Here is a 19,303-nt window from a genome sequence, read left to right on the forward strand (position 1 = left end):
GGCGGGTGAGACGCCTATTTCTTTTTCACGAATTTGGTCAGGATGACGATGCGCTGCCCCTCGACCCGGCCTTCGATATGTTCGGGGTTGTCGGCAACAAGGGAGATATTGCGCACGGCGGTGCCACGTTTGGCGGTAAAGCCTGCGCCCTTCACCGGCAGATCCTTGATCAGCACCACGCTGTCGCCATGGGCCAGCGGCGCGCCATTGCTGTCGCGGTGGGCGCCGGGCTGAGGTGCCGCGTCGACCCAGGCGCGCGTGTCCTCGTCGAGCCAGAGCTGATCGGAGAGATCCCGCGCCCAGTCCTGATCCGACAACCGCGCCAGCAGACGGGCCGCCAGCACCTGAACCGCAGGCGTTTCTGACCACATCGCCGAGGACAGGCAGCGCATATGTGCGGGATCCGGATCGCCCGTCACCTGCGCAGCGCAGGTCTGGCAGATGGCAACCTCGTCCAGCTGGCCCTCGGGGGCGCCAGCGACCTCATGGGTGACAAGCGGCGTTTCGGCGGCACATAGGGCGCAGGACATCGGCAAAGCTCCTTCAGGACAGGGTTGCCCCTGCTTTAGGCGAGCGGACCGACAAAGAAAACCGCGAAAGAAAAGCGCCCGCGTGGAGGCGCGGGCGAGTTGGGATGCAGCACGGAGACCTGCTGCGGGTCCACAGGGGAACGGGGGTACTCGTAAACGCAAACTTGCGGAGGCGGGGGAATGCGGGCTCGGTTGGAGGTACCCGGCCTGCATTTCCGGCCTGCATCTCCGGCCTGTATCGCCGGCGCGGGCGGCTAGCCTGCGCAGGAGGCGCAGAACGGCGTGGTCGGATGCTCGCGCAGGTGGCTGTCGGTGATGCGATCACCACAGATCTGGCAGTAGCCATAGGAGCCTTCGTCAAGCCGGGCCAGAGCGCAGTCGATATCCCGGCGCAGTTCCAGCCATTTGCGGCTGAGCAGCGCCTCCGACGGCTGCGCGACTGCCGGGCTGGCGCGGCGCGGCGTCATCGGCACGACGTTGCCCGCGGCATCCCCGAAAGCGGCGCCAACGGCAGGCAGGCCATTGCGAAGATGTGTCAGTATGTCTTTCTGAGCGGCGTGGTTCATTGAGAAATCCTCCCCGGATCGGTGACAGGTTGTGCTGACGAAACTTGATCGACCCGACTCAACCTATGCGGTTTTGACCGAAAGTGGTACTCACCGGATATGGGGGATGGGGTCGGCGCGGGCGACGGGCAGCCGGGGCGGCGGCGGTCGTGAAAATGCCGCCGATATATCGCCCCGCAAACCACTGGAAGGCGCGCCGCGCGCTTGCTATCTGTTGGGCAAGATCGACCACGGGAGACATGCGATGATCCGAACCGCCCTGACCGCCCTCGCCCTGACGGGCGCGCTGTTTGGCCTGACCGCCTGCGAAACCACCAAAGGCGCCGGCCGCGACATTTCCAAAGCCGGCCAAGCCATCAGCGGCGCCGCACAGGACGTGCAGAACAGCTTCTGACGACGGGATGCGAAAGATGTGGAAACGCCCGGTTTGCCGCCGGGCGTTTTTGTTTGGCCTGCGGGGCCTCAGATGCCGAGCATCGCCTTGGCCTCGGCCAGGGTCTGAACCGAGGCATCATGGTCGCCCGCGTCATGCAGGCTCTGCCCCTCGTCGCGCAGTTCCTGAACGGTTGCCAGATCCGCCTCCGACAGTTCGGTGCCCGCGGCAAGTGCCGCGTCGATGGCGGCAATATCGGCAGGGCACTGCCCGGCCAGAAGCGGCGAAGCCAAGAGGGTGATCGCGGCTGCCAAAGTCAGCTGTTTCATGGTGTTCTCCTCCCCAGATGAACGGGGTGGAGGATAGCACGGAACGGGTGGGTTTCAGTCGGAGAGTTGCGGGGCGGTGGCGGTGGTGGGCAGGATTGCCCCTGTGAGGGAACAACGTTTCCCTTATTGCGGGCGAAGTCCCAGCGTCCCGGATTGCGAAAGGTTCGATCAACACGCGGAGGGGGGGGGGGGGCAGCGCCCGCCCCCTTGAAGGGAGCCGGTAAATTAATCACAAAACCTTAAAGAAGGTCGGAACCCACCTCCAATAAGTAGCCTTTCCTTCTAGCATCAAAGCCTTTCAACGCGGATTTTCTTTCAAAATCCCCGACCCCATACTCCAAGTCCGAAATCTCCGGCAGCTCCCTTAGGAAATCCGCTACCACTTCATACAGCGTCATGGATTGTATTTCACCTGGGACACGAAACCTAGGGTGATAGCCCTTAAGCCTCTCTTGTGCTGTAAATAAATAATAGAGAATTTTGTGCTTACCCTTAGCTGTCAGGCGTCTATTTTTTGTTGAAAGGCACCGGCGTACAATTGAGATCGGCTTTGGGTGCTCAAGATAGCCCGCGACTAACAAAGTCAACGCAAAAATCTTGAAAACATTACTCTTGTCAAAGCGCCCCTTTTCAGAAAACTCTTCAAGGACGATGTCGACAAGTCCGCAAACTCTCAGCAACTCATCAAATCTCTCAAGCCGTTCATACCAACGACTTTCAACACTCATCGCTTCGAGGCACGACGCGACATCAAAACCTGCCGGAGGAAAACCCGATCCACGCAAAGAATAGCGAAAGTTCTTCAAGGATTTAAGGGATTTCGTATCCCAAATACAACCACTCAAGTTAGCAAACGAGAAGTCAAAGTCCGTCAATTCAGACTTTCTAAAATCTGCTCCGCTCAAGTCAGCTGCTCGAAGATCCCTTTCAGGGTTCAGCCCAGACAACTTCACAAGAATATCAAATCGGTCCTCAGGTGATGTGACAACGGCATCAATCGCTTCCTCAGAGCGCGCGTCAACTTTCAATCCTGGCACTCCGCTTTGATCTCAGCGAATCCGACGTCCACGTAATCACTAGTGCCTTGAAGTTGTTCTCCATCCACCAAAGATTGACCTTCCACTTTTGCCCTGCGAATCAGCTCCTGCACGATTATCTCTTTGTTCCGCGACAAGGAAACATCGTCATTTTCGCCTCCCAACCGAACTTTCAAAGAGCGACGAGGAATCCGCAGCCACACTCTTATAAGAACAACTTTCCCAGAAGATACAACTTGGCAAAGGGGGGCGAAAACATCTTCACCATTAGTTAGCTTAACCAATCCCAGATACTTTCCATCGAGAATACCGGGTGGTGTTGGCTCCAAAATCTGCCACCGCCCCTGGGGTCTCGCAACGACTCTCTGTAGAGTTTTCTCGCTGGACAGCTGCCCTTTACCCTCACTCTCAATGGAAACAGAGCTTCCTACTCCAAAATCGCCTCCTGCCTCAATTTTCGAGCCTCCACCGATTACACTGCCTAGCTTCCCTCGTAAACTTGAACTTCTGATTTTCTTTTGTAAGCGGCTATCACTTGCTTCAAGCTTTGCGATTTCTCCTTGTGTTAAGGTTTTCTCGCCGTACCTCGACCCCCTTACAACCGACCCGCCGCTGATAGTAATTTTAACTTCCGCCTCTGCCGCCAATACATCTAAATGGGCCTTCTGTGTCTTCACGACCTCTTTAAAAAACTCGACATCGAGTTCGACAGGGAAATTATCGGCACCCGTCCCTTGCTCCGGCGCCCAAAGGTGCATCTCAGCAATTGAAATAGATGTTGGCTGATTATAGACGTCGAAATTGGACTTAGCGGACATTCTTAATTCTCAACCCTCATTTCCGTCGACAAAAAAAGGTGGAGACTTAACTCCACCTCTATAGAAAATCACCAACGGTAGGTTCAATCAAGAGTCCATTTTCAACGCAGAGATGAAGGCCTCTTGCGGGATGTCGACCTTGCCGAACTGGCGCATCTTCTTCTTGCCCGCTTTCTGCTTGTCCAAGAGCTTGCGCTTCCGGGTGGCGTCGCCGCCGTAGCATTTGGCGGTCACGTCCTTGCGCAGCGCCGAGAGGGTCTCGCGCGCGATCACCTTGCCGCCGATGGCGGCCTGGATCGGGATCTTGAACATGTGGCGCGGGATCAGGTCCTTGAGCTTTTCACACATGGCGCGGCCCCGCAATTCGGCGCGGTCGCGGTGCACCATCATCGACAGCGCATCCACCGGCTCATCGTTGACCAGCACCGACATCTTGACCAGATTGTCCTCGCGGTAGCCGGTCATCTGGTAGTCGAAGGAGGCATAGCCCTTGGTCACCGATTTCAACCGGTCGTAGAAGTCGAACACCACCTCGTTGAGCGGCAGGTCATAGACCACCATGGCGCGGGAGCCGGCGTAGGTCAGGTCTTCCTGAATGCCGCGACGGTCCTGGCAGAGCTTCAGCACATCGCCGAGGTATTCATCGGGCACCAGAATGGTCGCCTTGATGCGCGGCTCCTCAAGGTGGTCGACCTTGGACATATCGGGCATGTCGGCGGGGTTGTGCAGCTCGATCATCTCGCCCTCAACGCCTTCCTTGCCCTTCATATAGACATGGTAGACCACGGAGGGCGCGGTGGTGATCAGCTCGATATTATATTCGCGTTCGATCCGGTCGCGGATCACCTCAAGGTGCAACAGACCAAGGAAGCCGCAGCGGAAGCCAAAGCCGAGGGCCGCGGAGGTTTCCATTTCAAAGGAGAAGGACGCGTCATTCAGCGCCAGCTTGTCGATGGCGTCGCGCAGGTCTTCGAACTCGGAGGAATCCACCGGGAAGAGACCGCAGAACACCACGGGCTGTGCCGGTTTAAAGCCCGGCAGGGCGACCTCGGTGCCGTTGCGGTCATTGGTGATGGTGTCGCCGACGCGGGTGTCGCGCACCTGTTTGATGGACGCGGTGAGGAAGCCGATCTCGCCTGGTTCCAGCTGGTCCACCACCTGCATGGCCGGGCGGAACACGCCGATGCGGTCCACATGGTGCAGGGTGTTGTTCGACATGAACTTCACCCGCATGCCCTTTTTCAGGACGCCGTCCATGATGCGGACCAGAACGATCACACCGAGATAGGCGTCATACCAGCTGTCCACCAGCATCGCCTTCAGCGGCGCGTCGCGGGTTCCGGTTGGCGCGGGGAGTTTCTTCACGATGGCTTCGAGCGTCTCGCGGATGCCCTGCCCGGTTTTGGCCGAAACCCGGATCGCCTCGGAGGCGTCGATGCCGATCACATCCTCGATCTGTTCGGCGACGCGGTCACAGTCAGAGGCCGGCAGGTCGATCTTGTTCAGGACCGGCACGATTTCATGGTCGGCGTCCAGCGCGTGATAGACATTGGCCAGCGTCTGCGCCTCAACCCCTTGCGAGCTGTCGACCACCAGAAGCGAGCCTTCGACCGCGCGCATGGAGCGGGAGACCTCATAGGCGAAATCAACGTGACCGGGGGTGTCGATCAGGTTCAGGACATAGGTCTCGCCATCATCGGCCTTGTAGTCGATGCGGACGGTGTTGGCCTTGATGGTGATGCCGCGCTCGCGCTCGATATCCATGGAGTCGAGCAGCTGCTCCTTCATATCGCGGTCCTCAACCGTTCCGGTCTCCTGAATGAGCCGGTCAGCGAGAGTGGATTTGCCATGGTCGATATGGGCGACGATGGAGAAATTGCGGATGTGAGCGAGGTCTGTCATGCAAGGGGATATGATTTGGTTTTAGGGTTTGGTCAAGGTGGATTGGAGGGTAGATTTGGACGATCATTTTTATCGCGTAGAGTTCCCTAAAGTGATCCGCAAGTTGGGCTAGGTCTCTTCCAGAAGCAGAAAGATCCTTTTGGGCCGCCATGTGCTGCGAAATCTGGGCTTACGGATGGCGGAATTCTCCGAGGGTTCTCCTGAACCTGACACCGGTCTGCTGCGTATTCTGCGAGTTCTTCAGGGGTCCCAGCTCCCATCTTCGGAAGCAACTGAACTGTTCTCTGCTCCGCATACGACCAATGATAGGCCAGAGGAAATCTCCCTAACAAAACGGAAGGCCCATACAGTGGCTTCGGTCCGCTTTTTTGGAGGCGGATCGTCACTTCACTTCCGGCAATCTGAAGGGCATCACAGCACGTTTACCAACGAGACGTCAGAATTGTTGCATTTGGCTGACCAAATTTTTTCCAGAGAAGTCAGAGACACTACCAAATCTACCAATTTGAGCACCAAGCGCATCGTTGATGAGCGGAGCAACTCGCTGGCTTGGTAGGTGGTGGTGCAGTTGCGGCAGGGGTCAATTTTGGCCCCAAGTTGCTTAAACTCGTACAAATTGGCCTGCGCCTGCTCGGCGTTCTCTGAACAGGCCCCCGCCCAGTCACAAGGCCAAACCGCGCCTGACCTCCCCAAGCTCAGGCTGCCCCCTCCCCACACCGCCAAAACGCCGCAAATTCGTCTGGCCTCCTGCGGGCGGGTCGAAAATACGCTATACTGTGGCCATTCCGCGAGACGCGCGCCCCCGCTGCGGGGGATCCCACTGCTCAGGAGGACACCGAAATGGATGCCATCAGAACTGCCGAATATGCCCGAGCGCTCTACTCAGCGCATGGGGACAAGGCCGAGGCCGAAGTGGCGCAGAAAATGCGGCGTTGTCAGGAGGCTGGCAAAACAGCCGAGGCCGAGGACTGGAAGTCGGTCCGCCAGATGATCCTGTCCCTGCGCGGGCCAAATCAGTCCTGACCTGCGCCCGCTGGCCGCTCGGTCGAACAGCTGCCCGAACGGGGGGCCGGACTATCGGACAGCGCCGCGTCGCCATAGCAGATCACCAGAGGGGCCGGTGCCCGGTGGGCGCGGCGGCTGGGCTGTGCCCGGGCCGCGGCGGAGGCCCTCTCGCCCGTTGGCGGGTTTCCGCCGAGGGCTAACCAGCTGTTTACCTAGATTGAAAGCCTCCGCCGCTTGCGTCATAGTCCCGGCACACGCGGGCATCAGACCCGTTCAGATCAGAGCACTTGCAGATTTCTAGGGACAATGAAGATGAAGCTACTGCTGACTGCCACGCTATGCGCTGTGATGATCACCGGTGCGATGCCTGCCCCCGTCGACGCCGGCGCCATCGAGAAGGCCTGCCGCCAGTCCAACCGCGCCGCAGCCTCGCCGTCACTCTGCCGCTGCATTCAGTCGGTGGCCAATGCCAGCCTCAACCGCAGCGAACGCAAGACCGTGTCGAAATGGTTCAGCGATCCGCATCAGGCCCAGGTCGTGCGCCAGTCGAGCCGCAGCTCGGACGAGCGGCTGTGGAAACGGTACAAATCCTTCGGTGAAAACGCAGCCCGGGTCTGTAGCTGATCCGCTGCGGCGGGGTGGGTTCATCACGTCCAACCCGGCGCCCGGATGACACCGGGTGACATCGGATAAGACGCCCCGCAGGCAGAGGCTATCACGGACCGCAGCTGAGCAGACGATGCGCATCGCCCCTCCCCTTTCCCATCGACGGGACGCAGAACGGCGCCCGCACCATCAGGCAGGACCGCAGATATGTTGATGAAAGGGGTGACGCTGCGCGGGCTTGAGGTGTTCGAAGCGCTGGCCAAGACCGGGTCGGTGGCACAGACGGCCGCGCTCACCGGGCTGAGCCAGCCTGCGGTCAGCCAGCAGCTGCGCAATCTGGAAAGCGCGCTGGGGGCGGAGCTGGTCAACCACGGCCGCCGTCCGATGGTGCTGACCCCGGCCGGGCGCAATTTCCTGGCGCGGACGGAGGCGGTGTTGACCGAGCTGCGTCTGGCGCAGAGCGAATTGAGCGTGGTTGACCTCAACCACCTGTCGACGCTGTCCATCGGTCTGATTGATGATTTCGACAATGATCTGACCCCGCGTCTGGCCACCACGCTGGCCGAGAGCCTGGTCAACTGCCGTTTCAAGATGATCACCGCAGGCAGCCACGACATTCTGGACGCACTGGATGCGCGCGAGCTGCATATTGCCGTGGCGGCCACCTCAGGCGCGCTGCGCGAGGGGATCACCGAATACCCGCTGGTGCGCGATCCCTTCATGCTGGTGGCGCCGCGCGGGATGCTGCGCAAACCGGAGGCGGAGATGGATATCCTCAGCGCCCTGCCGTTTCTGCGCTATGAGAGCAGCCAGCTGATTTCGCAACAGATCGAGGCCCATCTGGCGCGCCAGAAGCTGCTGTTTGAGGAACGGTTCGAAATCGGCTCGCATCTGTCGCTGATGGCGCTGGTGGCGCGGCGGATCGGCTGGGCGATCACCACGCCGCTGGGCTATATGCGGGCTGGCCGGTTCCATGATGAGATCGAGGCCTTTCCGCTGCCCTTTGGGGCGTTTTCGCGGCGAATTTCGCTGTTTTCCAGTGCCGATTGGGCCGACCGGGTGCCGCGCGACGTGGCGCAGACGATGCGGCGGCTGGTGCAGGGCCATATGATTGACCCTGCGGTGCACCGCCTGCCCTGGCTGGCCGGTGAGCTGAAGGTGCTGGAGGACTAAACCCGCCTTAGCGCAATGTTCTGGCCAGCCCGGCTGCGGCGGCTTCGATCAGATCGAGGCATCCGTCAAAGTCGCGGGTGTAATAGGGATCCGGCACGTGATCGGCGCCATGATCCGGGGCGTAATCGGTGAACAGCCTGACCGGCGTCGCAGCTCCCTCGGGGCGCAGCGCTTCGATATCGGCGAGATTGTCGCCATCCATTGCGATGATCAGATCAAAGCGGGCGAAATCCTGTGGTGTGAACTGACGCGCGCGCAGATCCGACAGATCAATCCCCCGCGCCCCGGCTGCGGCCTGCATGGCGCCATAGGGCGGCGCGCCCACATGGTAGCCTGCGGTCCCGGCGCTGTCGGTCCCGACCTGAGGGCAGAGCAGTCGAAACACGCCTTCGGCGGCGGGGGAGCGGCAGATATTGCCAAGACAGACAAAGAGAATGTTCTGCGTCACGGATGCGGCCTTTGCTGGATGCGCCGCGATTTGGCGCGAGGGGAGAGGCCCATGGTAACGCGCCCGCAGAAAAAGAAAATGGCCAGCCCATGCGGCGGTCTGCGCGGGCTGGCCAAAAAAGGGCTGTGGTTTCAGATCAGACGGGCGATCAATGCGAGTGTTTCATCGCACCGTGATCTGCCTTGCGCTCCAGATCGACGGGCACGGTCACGGTGACCTCACCGGCCTTTTCGAACACGAGGGTCAGATCGACCGTATCGCCATGCTCCAGCGGTCTGGTCAGCCCCATCAGCATCACATGATCGCCGCCACGTTGCAGCATATGGGTGGCACCGGCAGCAACGGCAAAGCCCTCCTCGACGTGGAGCATCTGCATGACGCCGTTTTCGCCCTCCTTATGGGTGTGCAGCTGCACCAGCTTTGCGGCGTCGCTGCTGGCTGCGATCAGGCGGTCGTCGCTGTCGGAGGCGTTTTCGATCATCATGAAGGCCGCGCCGCTTTTGGCGGCTTTGGAGGAGACGCGGGCGTAGCTGTCTGTCACGGTGATGTCGGCGGCAAAGGCGGCACCGGCAAAACAGATGGCAGCGACGCTGGCGGCAAAAGTGGTCTTGAAGGTCATTGGTCGTGATCCTTGATACGTAGGCTTTGGAATTCGGGTCTGGTGGAGCGCGCTCAGACCGCGCGCAGAGGCACCAGTTCCGGTGGCCCACGGGCCCAGGCCGCCAGCCGCACCATGGGCAGGATCGCGGCGGATTCGCCCAGATCGCGCGTCAGCTGTCGCGGCAGGGTGCTCTGCGCCGGAAGCGGCAGCGACAGCGCAAGATCGGCGGTGAAGGTCAGGCATTCGGGGCAGTCCATCGGCGGCGAGACCGGCTGGCCGTCGCTGTCGATATAGACCATCACCGGCCCGGTGCCGGTACAGATCACCATCTGCCCCGTAGCATCGCGCATACCCGCCTGCGCGCTGACGCCGGTGACGGCCATCAAAGCGATCAGGGCCAGAGCCAGATATGAACGCAGCAAGGTCATTGTGCCGCGAGATATGCGCCCGCGACCGCGCCGCTGCAAGGCGAAAAAGGGACGCAGGCAAAGCAGGCGAGACCGGCCAGCAGGCACGCCAGTGGCACACATGAAAACGCCGCGCATGAGGGTCATGCACGGCGTTTCGAAATCTTGTCCCTGCCCGCTGCGGGCCGGGTCTGGCGATCAGGCCTCGGCGGCTTGTGCCTTGGCGATCTCTTTCTTGACCTTCAGCGCTGCGGTGGACAGCTCTTCGTCCTTGGCTTTGGCCAGGAATGCGTCCAGACCACCACGGTGATCAACGGTGCGCAGAGCAGCCGCGGAGATGCGCAGCTTGATACCACGACCCAGAGTCTCGGACTGGAGGGTCACGTCGTTCAGGTTCGGCAGAAAGCGACGTTTGGTTTTGTTGTTGGCGTGGCTGACATTGTTGCCAGTCATCGGGCCTTTTCCGGTCAGTTCGCAACGGCGCGACATAGGTTCATCCTTCGTATCTGGGGCGCCCGTGGATCATTGTTCGAATCGAGCACCAAATTACAAGGGGCGCGGCCATTGGCTGCGCCCGAAAACTGGTTGGATGCGTTTAGGAGGAATCGCGTGCAGGGTCAAGCCATATGAAACGGATTTATGGGACAACCCGTGCACAACCTCCCAGCGGGCTGTTTCAGCACCCAAGGTCTGCGCCCTCATAGCCTGTCTGAGGCGCGGACTCCAGCGTTTATCACAGCATCTGCGCCTGCCGCAGCATCCCCTCCCGGCAGCCGGTGCGGACCTCAACCGACGCCCAGCCCGGCCAGCAGATCCCGGGCCGCCGCCGCCGGCGTGATCTGCCCTGCCGCCACATCTTCAGAGAGTTCCGTCATGCGGCTCCGCGCCCAGGGGGTTTCCAGCCGTGCCAGCAGCGCCTGACGCACATCCTCGCCAAACCAGTAGCGGGCCTGTTCGGCGCGGCGGCGCTGCCAGTGGCCATTGGCGCGACGCCAGTCGGCCAGCGCCCGCATGTCGTCCCATGCGGTCTCCAGCCCGTCCCTTGTCGCGGCAGAGACCATCAGCGCCTTGGGGAAGCCATCGGGATCCTGCGGACGTTTGCGCAGCAGGCGCAGCGCCCCGGCATAATCGGCGCAGGTGCGGGTGGCGGCCGGTTTCAGATCGCCGTCGGCCTTGTTCACCAGAATGATGTCGGCCATTTCCATGATACCGCGTTTGACGCCCTGCAATTCGTCGCCCCCCGCCGGCGCAAGCAGCAAGAGAAACAGATCGGACATTTCCGAAACCACGGTTTCTGACTGCCCGACCCCGACGGTTTCGATCAGCACCACGTCAAAGCCCGCCGCCTCGCACAGCGCCACCGCTTCGCGCGAGCGGCGCCCAACGCCGCCCAGATGGGTCTGGCTTGGCGAGGGGCGGATAAAGGCGTTTTTTTCGCGGCTGAGATGTTCCATCCGGGTCTTGTCGCCCAGAATCGATCCGCCCGAACGGGTCGAGCTGGGATCAACCGCAAGCACCGCGACCCGCAGGCCTGCCGCGATCAGCATCATGCCGAAGCTTTCGATGAAGGTGGATTTCCCCACCCCCGGCGTGCCGGACAGGCCGATGCGCAGAGCCTGACGGTTTTCGCGGGCCAGACTGTCCAGCAGGCGGGTGGTGGCCTCGCGGTGGTCGGCGCGCCCGCTTTCCACCAGCGTGATCGCTCGGGCCAGGGCGCGGCGTTCGCCATTCAGGATCCGCGCGGCCAGATCGTCGATATCCAGCGGGCCCCTGCGGTCTGCCGTTGTGCCGCCTGTTCCACCGGAATTGCCTGCTGCTGCCATGGTGGCCCTCTCCCCGCTCCTAGGTTTGGGCATTGATGGCGCAGCCGGGCGGCGCTTGTCCAGTGAACATCCGTCGCAGGAGGACAAAGCCGGTGCGCTCGGCGCTGGACCACGCCCGCGCCATTGGCGATAAGGCGGCATGACCAGATTGCCCATTGATGACGCCCTGCCCGAGTTGATCGCTGCCCTGCGCCGCCAGTCGCGTGCCGTGTTGCAGGCGCCACCGGGCGCGGGCAAGACCACGCGGGTGCCGCTGGCGATGCTGGAAGAGCAGCTCTGCGAGGGGCGGATCATCATGCTGGAGCCGCGCAGGCTGGCAGCGCGGGCCGCGGCGGAACGTATGGCCGACACGCTGGGCCAGCCGGTCGGCGCAACCGTCGGCTACCGGATCCGCGGCGAGGCCAAAGTCAGCGCCGAGACCCGGATCGAAGTGGTGACCGAGGGGATCCTGACCCGGATACTGCAATCGGACCCTGATCTGCCGGGTATCGGCGCGGTGATCTTTGACGAATTCCACGAACGGTCGCTCAATGCCGATTTTGGTCTGGCGCTCTGTCTGGAGGTGGCCGGAGCGCTGCGCGACGATCTGATCCTGCTGGCGATGTCTGCCACATTGGATGCCGCACCCGTCGCCGAACTGATGGAGGCGCCGCTGATCACCTCCGAGGGGCGCAGCTATCCGGTAGAGACCCGCTGGCTGGACACTCCCCTGCCCGCCGACAGCCGCAGCGGACGCGGTCCGAGGCGGCTGGATGCGCTGGTGGATCTGGTGCTGCGCGCAGAGGCGGAGACACGCCCGCCCGGATCCGGCGGCAAAGGCGGGTCCGAGGCCAAGGGTGGCGGCATTCTGGTGTTCCTCCCCGGCGAGGGCGAGATCCGCAAGGCCGCTGCCGCGCTGGCAACCCGGCTGCGGGGAGATTGCGTGGTGCGTCCGCTATATGGCGCGCTCCCCTTTGCCGAGCAGCGCGCGGCGATCCAGCCGGATCCTGTGGCGCGCAAAATCGTGCTCGCGACCTCGATCGCGGAAACCTCGCTCACCATTCAGGACATTCGCGTGGTGGTGGACATGGGGCTGGCGCGGCGCAGCCGGTTCGACCCCGGTTCCGGCATGTCGAGGCTGGTGACCGAACGGGTGACCCGTGCCGAAGCCACCCAGCGGCAGGGCCGTGCGGGCCGTGTTGCAGCTGGTGTTGGGTATCGGTTGTGGACCAAGGGCGAGGATGGCGCGCTGGCCGCGTTTCCGCCGCCGGAAATTCAGGCCGCCGACCTTACCGCGCTGGCGCTGGAACTGGCGCTCTGGGGGGCGGATCCGGGCGATCTCCCGTTTCTGACGCCACCGCCAGATGGCGCCCTGCAGGAGGCGCGCGCCTTGTTGCGGATGCTCGGGGCGCTGGACGACGAGGGGCGGATCACCCCCCATGGCAAGGCGCTGGCCCGGCTGCCGCTGCACCCGCGCCTGGGGCATATGCTGGCGCGCTTTGGCGCTGATGCGGCACCGCTGGCGGCGCTGCTGGCGGAACGCGACCCGTTGCGCGGCGCGCCGGTGGATCTGGCGCTGCGGCTGGAGGCCCTGAGGGATGCCAAGGGGTTTCAGCGTCGTCGGAACTATCAGCTGAACCTCCCGACGCTGGAGCGCATCAAGGGCGAGACCAAGCGGCTGGCCCGGCAGGCGCGCAGTGGGGCATCCTCTGCGTCGGCAAGCGCTGCGGTGATGGCCGCCACCGCCTACCCCGACCGGATCGGCCAGCGCCGCAAGGGCGATGCGCCGCGCTATGTGCTGTCGGGTGGCAAGGGCGCGGTGCTGCCGCCCGAGGACAGTCTGGCGGCGACGCCGTTTCTGGTGGGGCTCGACAGCGATGGCAACCCGCGTGAGGCGCGGCTGCGGCTGGCCGCACCGATCGCCCTGTCGGAGCTGCGCGCCGAATTTGCCGATCAGATCAAACCGCAGCTGACCTGCGCCTGGTCCAAACGCGATCGCCGGGTGGTGGCGCGTCGTCAGCAGTGTCTGGGCGCCATCGTGCTGGAGGATCACATCTGGAAGGATGTTCCGGCGGAGGCTGTGGCGACGGCGATGCTGGACGGCGTGCGCGAACTGGGCCTGCGGCTCAGCGGTGCGGCGGCGCGGTTTGTGGCGCGGGTGCGATTGTTGCAGGCCGATGGCGAGGATCTGCCGGATTTCAGCGAAGAGGCTTTGCTGGCGACGCTGGAGGATTGGCTGCTGCCGATGCTGGACGGGGTGCGCAGCGCCGAGGACTGGAAACGCTTTGACCTGCTGCCTGCGCTGCGCGCGGCGCTCAGCTGGGAGCAGACGCAGAGGCTGGACCAGCTGGCGCCGCCGCATTTCACCACGCCGCTGGGGCGTCGGGTGCCGATTGATTATGCCGAGGAGATCCCGGAAATCTCCGTGCGCCTGCAAGAGATGTTCGGGGTCACCCACCACCCTACCGTGGGTGGCGTGGCGCTGAAGGTCTCGCTGCTGTCGCCGGCGCAGCGGCCGATCCAGATCACCCGCGATCTGCCCGGTTTCTGGTCCGGCTCTTATGCCGATGTGCGCAAGGATATGCGCGCCCAATACCCCAAACACCCCTGGCCCGAGGACCCCACGCAGGCGGATCCGACCCTGCGCGCGAAACCCCGGAAATAGCCAAAACTGATGCCGGAACGCGTGATTTCCCCGCGAATTCACGGAATTTTGCGCCTCTTTGGCGCAAAAACCCGCCGTTTCGCAATCTCGGCCTCTTGAATTCCGGCCCCACCATGCCAAGATTGTTGCAAAGCAAAAATGTGCCGGGCATCCAAGCGCCGGCAGCAGAAAGCTGAGCAGCAATGAAGCATATGATGTCCAGTGCCTGGGAGGAGTACCTCCGGCCAATGTTTTTCCGCCCCAAACGGCTGCAAGTCGCCGCCATGTGCTATCGCGATGGTGCCGAGGGCCGAGAAGTGCTGATGATCACCAGCCGGGGCACCGGCCGCTGGATCGTCCCCAAAGGCTGGCCGATCAAGGGCAAGAACGGCCCGCAATCCGCGCTGCAGGAGGCCTGGGAAGAGGCCGGTGTGCGTGAGGCCCGGATCGAGGGTGAGCCGGTCGGCACCTACGAATATGTGAAATTGCAGGACAATGGCACGAAGGAAACCGTGCACACGCTGGTCTATGCGGCAGAGGTCATTGAGCTGGCCAAGGATTACCCCGAACAATCCGAGCGGACCCGCAAATGGATGTCGCCGGCCGCAGCTGCAGATCTGGTGGCCGAGCCTGAATTGAGCGAATTACTGCGTCAATTGTAACAGTTCCGTGATGGAAATATGACAAACCCCTTGCATGACTGCAGAGGGGACGCTAGGCGCGTGCGCAACTTTTGAATCGGGATCGATACAATGAGCGACGCACCGCAGCGACCGCAGTGGAAGACACTGGACCGGGATCTTAACCGGATTTCTCAACTTGAACTGGCGACATCCTATGTGTCGCGCCCGCTGGTGGCCCCCGGCATCGCGCTGGTCTTTATCGCGCTGGCCGGCGTTGGCGCGGCGGTGTTCCTCGGCTCGGCGCCCTCCAGCTTTGTGGTGATCGCGGCGGCGGCCTTCGGGGCCTATATGGCGCTGAACATCGGCGCCAATGATGTGGCCAACAACATGGGCCCGGCGGTGGGCGCCAACGCGCTGACCATGGGCGGCGCCATCGTGATTGCCGCCCTCGCCGAAAGCGCCGGTGCGCTGCTGGCAGGCGGTGATGTGGTCTCCACCATCTCCAAGGGCATCATTGATCCGGCAAGTGTTGCCAGCGCCGATGTGTTCATCTGGGCCATGATGGCGGCGCTGATTTCCTCGGCGCTCTGGGTGAACCTTGCGACATGGATCGGCGCGCCTGTCTCGACCACACATTCGGTTGTGGGCGGCGTCATGGGCGCTGGTATCGCAGCAGCCGGGTTCGGCGCCGTGAACTGGCCCACGATGAGCAAAATCGCTGCCAGCTGGGTGATCTCACCGGTGCTGGGCGGGCTGATTGCGGCCGGGTTCCTCGCCTTTATCAAGGCCAAGATCATCTATCAGGACGACAAGATCGCCGCTGCACGGCGCTGGGTTCCGGTACTGGTGGGCATCATGGCGGGGGCCTTTGCCTCTTATCTGGCGCTGAAGGGGCTGAAGAAGATCATCAAGATCGACCTGGAGATTGCGCTGCTGATCGGGGCCGCTGTCGGCGCGATGAGCTATGTGATCACCGCACCGCTGATCAAGCGCCAGTCGGAGGGGATGGAGAACCGCAACAAATCGCTGAAGGTGCTGTTTTCGATCCCGCTGGTGATCTCGGCTGCACTTCTGTCGTTTGCTCATGGTGCCAATGATGTGGCCAATGCGGTGGGGCCGCTGGCGGCGATCGTGCACACAACGGAATTTGGCGATATCGCCTCCAAAGTGGCGATTCCGACCTGGGTCATGGTGATCGGGGCCTTTGGCATCTCCTTTGGCCTGTTCCTCTTTGGTCCCAAGCTGATCCGCATGGTCGGCAGCCAGATCACCAAGCTCAATCCGATGCGCGCCTATTGCGTATCGCTGTCGGCCGCGATCACCGTGATCGTGGCCAGCTGGCTGGGCCTGCCGGTCTCCTCCACCCATATTGCGGTGGGGGCTGTGTTTGGCGTCGGTTTCTTCCGCGAATGGCATATGGAGCGCCGCCTGCGCAACAGCTCCGCCACCCAACCCGAAACCAAGCGGATTGCACCGGAAGAGCGCCGTCGCCGCAAACTGGTGCGCCGCAGCCATTTCATGACCATTGCTGCCGCATGGGTGATCACCGTGCCCGCCGCAGCACTGCTGTCGGGCTGCGTGTTCCTGGCGCTGACCGCGATCACCATGTGATCCCGGCCTCGGGCCAAAGTCGCGGCCCGAAGCCCCGGCCCGAAGCCTCGGCCTGAAATGGAAAAACCGCCGCATCCTGGCCGGATGCGGCGGTTTTTTGTTGGCCTATTCGCAGGCTGAGGCGAGTGGTTCAGGCCCCGAGACAATAGCGCATGATCGCCTTTTGTGCGTGCAGGCGGTTTTCAGCCTCGTCAAAGATCACCGATTGCGGGCCATCCATCACGGCGGAGGTGACCTCCTCTTCGCGGTGGGCCGGCAGGCAGTGCATGAACAGCGCATCGGGTTTGGCATGGGCCATCAGCGCATCGTTCACCTGATAGCTGCGCAGCATATTGTGGCGGCGCTCCTTGGACGACTGGCTGTCGTGCATCGAGACCCAGGTGTCGGCCACCACCAGATCGGCGCCCTCGACCGCTTTCTGGGCGTCGCGCTCGATGATGACCTGCGAGCCTGCGTTGCGGGCGAGGCCGATGAACTCAGGCTCCGGGTCGAGCTGGGCCGGACCGGTGAAGGTGAAATCAAAGCCGAATTGTGCGGCCGCATGCAGGAAGGAGGCGCAGACATTGTTGCCGTCGCCGCACCAGACGACTTTCTTGCCCTTGATGGGGCCGCGATGCTCCTCATAGGTCAGCACATCGGCCATGATCTGGCAGGGGTGGGTGCGGTCGGTCAGCCCGTTGATCACCGGCACCGAGGCATATTCGGCCATTTCGGTCAGCACGGTTTCATCAAAGGTGCGGATCATGATCATATCGACATAGCGGCTGAGCACGCGGGCGGTGTCGGCGATGGTTTCGCCGTGGCCGAGCTGCATGTCGCTGCCCGACAGCACCATGGTCTGCCCGCCCATCTGCCGCACGCCCACATCAAAGGAGACGCGGGTCCGGGTCGAGGGTTTTTCGAAGATCAGCGCAACCATCCGGTCCTTCAGCGGCAGTTCATCGTCAAGGGCGGCCTTCGGACGGCCCTGGCGGGCATCCTTGGTGATCCGGGCCTGGTCGATGATCCCGCGCAGATCGGCGGCATCGGTTTTGTGAATGTCGAGAAAGTGGTTCATGTCGGATATCGCTTTCGGTTGTCTTTGGAGGCGGCGGCACCGCATCCCTGGGCCGGTCAAGGCGGGGGCCAGCCCCCGCACCCCCGGAGTATTTCGGGAAAGATGACGGCTAGGCCTCGGCGCTGGCGGTCAGCGAGGTGGCGGCCTGATCGAGACGGGCGAAGGCCTCTCCAATGTCCTCATCGGTGAGGGTCAGCGGCGGCAGCAGGCGGATCACATTGTCGGCGGCCGGAACCGTGACCACCTCGGCCGCATAGCCGGCATTGACCACGTCGATATTGGCCGCCACGCATTTCAGCCCCAGCATCAGGCCGGTGCCGCGCACCTCCTCGAAGACCTCGGGATGGGCGGCCACCAGCCCTTCGAGTTTCTGACGCAGGAGGCCTGCCTTGCGGTTGACCTCGGCCAGAAAGGCAGGGTCGGAGACGTGATCCATTACCGCGCAGCCCACCGCACAGCCCAGCGGGTTGCCGCCATAGGTGGAGCCATGGGTGCCTGCGGTCATGCCGCTCGCAGCCTCCTCCGTGGCGAGCACTGCACCCAGCGGGAAACCGCCGCCGATGCCCTTGGCCACCATCATGATGTCGGGGGTGATGCCCGCCCATTCATGGGCAAACAGCTTGCCGGTACGACCCACACCGCATTGCACCTCGTCGAGGATCAGCAGCAGGCCGTGATCGTCACAGATCTGACGCAGCGCCTTCAGCTCTGCATCCGGCACCGGGCGGATGCCGCCCTCGCCCTGCACCGGTTCGATCAGGATCGCGGCGGTCTTGTCGCTGATGGCATCGGTGACCGCATCGAGATCGCCGAAGGTAAGATGGACAAAGCCGGGCAGCATCGGGCCGAAGCCCTTGGTCATTTTTTCAGAGCCCGCGGCTGAGATGCCTGCGGCGGAGCGGCCATGGAAGGCACCGGAGAAGGTGATGATCTCCACCCGCTCGGGCTGATCGTTTTCATAGAAATACTTGCGCGCCATTTTCACGGCGAGTTCGCAGGCCTCGGTGCCGGAGTTGGTGAAGAACACGGTGTCGGCAAAGCTGTGCTCCACCAGCCGGTCGGCCAGCGCCTGCTGCTGCGGGATGTGGTAGAGGTTAGAGACATGCCAGAGGTTTTCGGCCTGTTCCGTCAGCGCCTTGACCAGAGCCGGATGGGCGTGGCCCAGCGCATTGACCGCGATGCCGGCGGCGAGGTCCAGAAAACGTCGCCCGTCAGCCTCGATCAGCCAGGCGCCCTCGCCCTTCACAAAGCTGAGCGGCGCGCGATTATAGGTTGGCAGAACGGAGGGGATCATCTGGATCTTCCTTTTGGGCATGATGGGCCAAGCAGTGACGCAGCCGGGCCGCAGGGTCAACGATTTTGGGCGTGATTCTTGAGGTCTTGAGGCATGCCGATGAGCTTTGATCAGGCACGCGGGATCGGGGCCGGTTACGCGCTTTGGCGTCGGCGTCGCAGCAGGGAGATATGTGCAGCGGTGATCATGACCGCGTCCATAACGGAGGTTTTGACAAAAGAAAAGACCATTTGTGAAGCCATATGCGACAAAGCGGCACCCCGGGGTGCCACAGTCGGCGCTCTTGCTCGGGGCCGGCCGCTTTGCCGGTGTTATGCGCGCCGCCAGCGGTCCAGCCGACCCATGCCGAGGTCGAGGCCCGTATCCAGCGGGCAGAGCGGTTCCTGACCAGCCTGCGCCAGGCCCGCGATGCGCTAGAGGCGGCACCGTTTCGACGCTGAGCAACCCGTTTTGGCTTGCCAAGGCGGCACCGCTGGC

At 62.6% G+C, this 19,303-nt stretch carries 21 protein-coding genes; 8 read left to right on the plus strand and 13 right to left on the minus strand.

What is annotated here, in order from left to right:
• Positions 1-14: 14 nt before the first annotated feature.
• Both VWY75_RS12675 and VWY75_RS12680 read right to left on the minus strand, forming a co-directional pair.
• Entirely contained in the window at positions 15-530 is a 516-nt protein-coding gene (locus VWY75_RS12675; protein WP_416539103.1) for a PhnA domain-containing protein, read from the minus strand.
• A 254-nt stretch (positions 531-784) separates the two neighbouring features.
• Positions 785-1,096 carry a TraR/DksA family transcriptional regulator gene (locus tag VWY75_RS12680; protein ID WP_340546157.1) on the minus strand — a complete coding sequence of 104 codons (312 nt, stop codon included), beginning with the start codon at positions 1,094-1,096 and terminating at the stop codon, positions 785-787.
• A gap of 244 nt (positions 1,097-1,340) precedes the next feature.
• On the opposite strand from VWY75_RS12680, the gene VWY75_RS12685 reads away from it, so the two are divergent.
• Positions 1,341-1,490 (plus strand): entericidin A/B family lipoprotein, encoded by a 150-nt coding sequence (locus VWY75_RS12685; protein WP_340546158.1) that lies wholly within the window; start codon positions 1,341-1,343, stop codon positions 1,488-1,490.
• A 68-nt stretch (positions 1,491-1,558) separates the two neighbouring features.
• Here VWY75_RS12685 and VWY75_RS12690 read toward each other — a convergent pair whose 3' ends face one another.
• The 4 genes from VWY75_RS12690 to lepA form a co-directional block, all read right to left on the minus strand.
• Positions 1,559-1,798 (minus strand): hypothetical protein, encoded by a 240-nt coding sequence (locus tag VWY75_RS12690; protein WP_416535038.1) that lies wholly within the window; start codon positions 1,796-1,798, stop codon positions 1,559-1,561.
• A 239-nt stretch (positions 1,799-2,037) separates the two neighbouring features.
• A complete protein-coding gene (locus VWY75_RS12695) occupies positions 2,038-2,826 on the minus strand; it encodes a pentapeptide repeat-containing protein (protein WP_416539105.1) in 789 nt (262 codons plus the stop codon).
• Positions 2,823-3,653 (minus strand): hypothetical protein, encoded by an 831-nt coding sequence (locus VWY75_RS12700; protein WP_416539106.1) that lies wholly within the window; start codon positions 3,651-3,653, stop codon positions 2,823-2,825. The genes VWY75_RS12695 and VWY75_RS12700 overlap by 4 nt, the downstream gene beginning before the upstream one ends.
• A gap of 87 nt (positions 3,654-3,740) precedes the next feature.
• Entirely contained in the window at positions 3,741-5,555 is a 1,815-nt protein-coding gene (gene lepA, locus VWY75_RS12705; RefSeq protein WP_416539107.1) for a translation elongation factor 4, read from the minus strand.
• 840 nt (positions 5,556-6,395) lie between these two features.
• On the opposite strand from lepA, the gene VWY75_RS12710 reads away from it, so the two are divergent.
• From VWY75_RS12710 to VWY75_RS12720, 3 genes are all read left to right on the plus strand, one after another.
• A complete protein-coding gene (locus tag VWY75_RS12710) occupies positions 6,396-6,578 on the plus strand; it encodes a hypothetical protein (protein WP_027246833.1) in 183 nt (60 codons plus the stop codon).
• A gap of 294 nt (positions 6,579-6,872) precedes the next feature.
• The gene (locus VWY75_RS12715; protein WP_340546163.1) at positions 6,873-7,184 is read left to right on the plus strand and encodes a hypothetical protein; all 312 of its coding nucleotides are present in this window, start codon (positions 6,873-6,875) and stop codon (positions 7,182-7,184) included.
• A 189-nt stretch (positions 7,185-7,373) separates the two neighbouring features.
• Positions 7,374-8,339 (plus strand): LysR family transcriptional regulator, encoded by a 966-nt coding sequence (locus VWY75_RS12720; protein WP_416535035.1) that lies wholly within the window; start codon positions 7,374-7,376, stop codon positions 8,337-8,339.
• 7 nt (positions 8,340-8,346) lie between these two features.
• On the opposite strand, the gene VWY75_RS12725 is transcribed toward VWY75_RS12720, so the two are convergent.
• From VWY75_RS12725 to meaB, 5 genes are all read right to left on the minus strand, one after another.
• Complete coding sequence (locus tag VWY75_RS12725) at positions 8,347-8,787, minus strand: low molecular weight protein-tyrosine-phosphatase (protein ID WP_416539108.1); 441 nt, start codon at positions 8,785-8,787, stop codon at positions 8,347-8,349.
• Positions 8,788-8,935: 148 nt separating this feature from the next.
• Complete coding sequence (locus VWY75_RS12730; RefSeq protein ID WP_416535033.1) at positions 8,936-9,406, minus strand: copper chaperone PCu(A)C; 471 nt, start codon at positions 9,404-9,406, stop codon at positions 8,936-8,938.
• 53 nt (positions 9,407-9,459) lie between these two features.
• A complete protein-coding gene (locus tag VWY75_RS12735) occupies positions 9,460-9,816 on the minus strand; it encodes a DUF2946 family protein (RefSeq protein ID WP_340546167.1) in 357 nt (118 codons plus the stop codon).
• Between the two features lie 177 nt (positions 9,817-9,993).
• Complete coding sequence (gene rpmB / locus VWY75_RS12740; protein ID WP_260088093.1) at positions 9,994-10,284, minus strand: 50S ribosomal protein L28; 291 nt, start codon at positions 10,282-10,284, stop codon at positions 9,994-9,996.
• Between the two features lie 296 nt (positions 10,285-10,580).
• Entirely contained in the window at positions 10,581-11,618 is a 1,038-nt protein-coding gene (meaB, locus tag VWY75_RS12745; protein ID WP_416539109.1) for a methylmalonyl Co-A mutase-associated GTPase MeaB, read from the minus strand.
• 139 nt (positions 11,619-11,757) lie between these two features.
• Between meaB and hrpB the strand changes: the two genes are divergently transcribed.
• The 3 genes from hrpB to VWY75_RS12760 all read left to right on the plus strand — a co-directional run bounded on the left by hrpB (position 11,758) and on the right by VWY75_RS12760 (position 16,475).
• The gene (gene hrpB / locus VWY75_RS12750; RefSeq protein WP_416539110.1) at positions 11,758-14,262 is read left to right on the plus strand and encodes an ATP-dependent helicase HrpB; all 2,505 of its coding nucleotides are present in this window, start codon (positions 11,758-11,760) and stop codon (positions 14,260-14,262) included.
• A 182-nt stretch (positions 14,263-14,444) separates the two neighbouring features.
• Positions 14,445-14,903 carry an NUDIX hydrolase gene (locus VWY75_RS12755; protein WP_340546169.1) on the plus strand — a complete coding sequence of 153 codons (459 nt, stop codon included), beginning with the start codon at positions 14,445-14,447 and terminating at the stop codon, positions 14,901-14,903.
• A 90-nt stretch (positions 14,904-14,993) separates the two neighbouring features.
• Positions 14,994-16,475, plus strand: coding sequence for an inorganic phosphate transporter (locus VWY75_RS12760; RefSeq protein WP_340546170.1), 1,482 nt, complete (start codon positions 14,994-14,996; stop codon positions 16,473-16,475).
• A 130-nt stretch (positions 16,476-16,605) separates the two neighbouring features.
• Here VWY75_RS12760 and argF read toward each other — a convergent pair whose 3' ends face one another.
• Both argF and VWY75_RS12770 read right to left on the minus strand, forming a co-directional pair.
• A complete protein-coding gene (gene argF, locus VWY75_RS12765) occupies positions 16,606-17,532 on the minus strand; it encodes an ornithine carbamoyltransferase (RefSeq protein ID WP_340546171.1) in 927 nt (308 codons plus the stop codon).
• 109 nt (positions 17,533-17,641) lie between these two features.
• On the minus strand, positions 17,642-18,826 hold the full coding sequence (locus tag VWY75_RS12770) for an aspartate aminotransferase family protein (RefSeq protein WP_416539111.1): 1,185 nt from the start codon (positions 18,824-18,826) through the stop codon (positions 17,642-17,644).
• A gap of 302 nt (positions 18,827-19,128) precedes the next feature.
• Between VWY75_RS12770 and VWY75_RS12775 the strand changes: the two genes are divergently transcribed.
• Positions 19,129-19,266 carry a hypothetical protein gene (locus tag VWY75_RS12775; protein ID WP_416539112.1) on the plus strand — a complete coding sequence of 46 codons (138 nt, stop codon included), beginning with the start codon at positions 19,129-19,131 and terminating at the stop codon, positions 19,264-19,266.
• Positions 19,267-19,303: the final 37 nt, after the last annotated feature.

The sequence above is a fragment of the Phaeobacter sp. JH20_08 genome, assembly GCF_048056635.1.
Lineage (GTDB): Bacteria > Pseudomonadota > Alphaproteobacteria > Rhodobacterales > Rhodobacteraceae > Phaeobacter > Phaeobacter bryozoorum.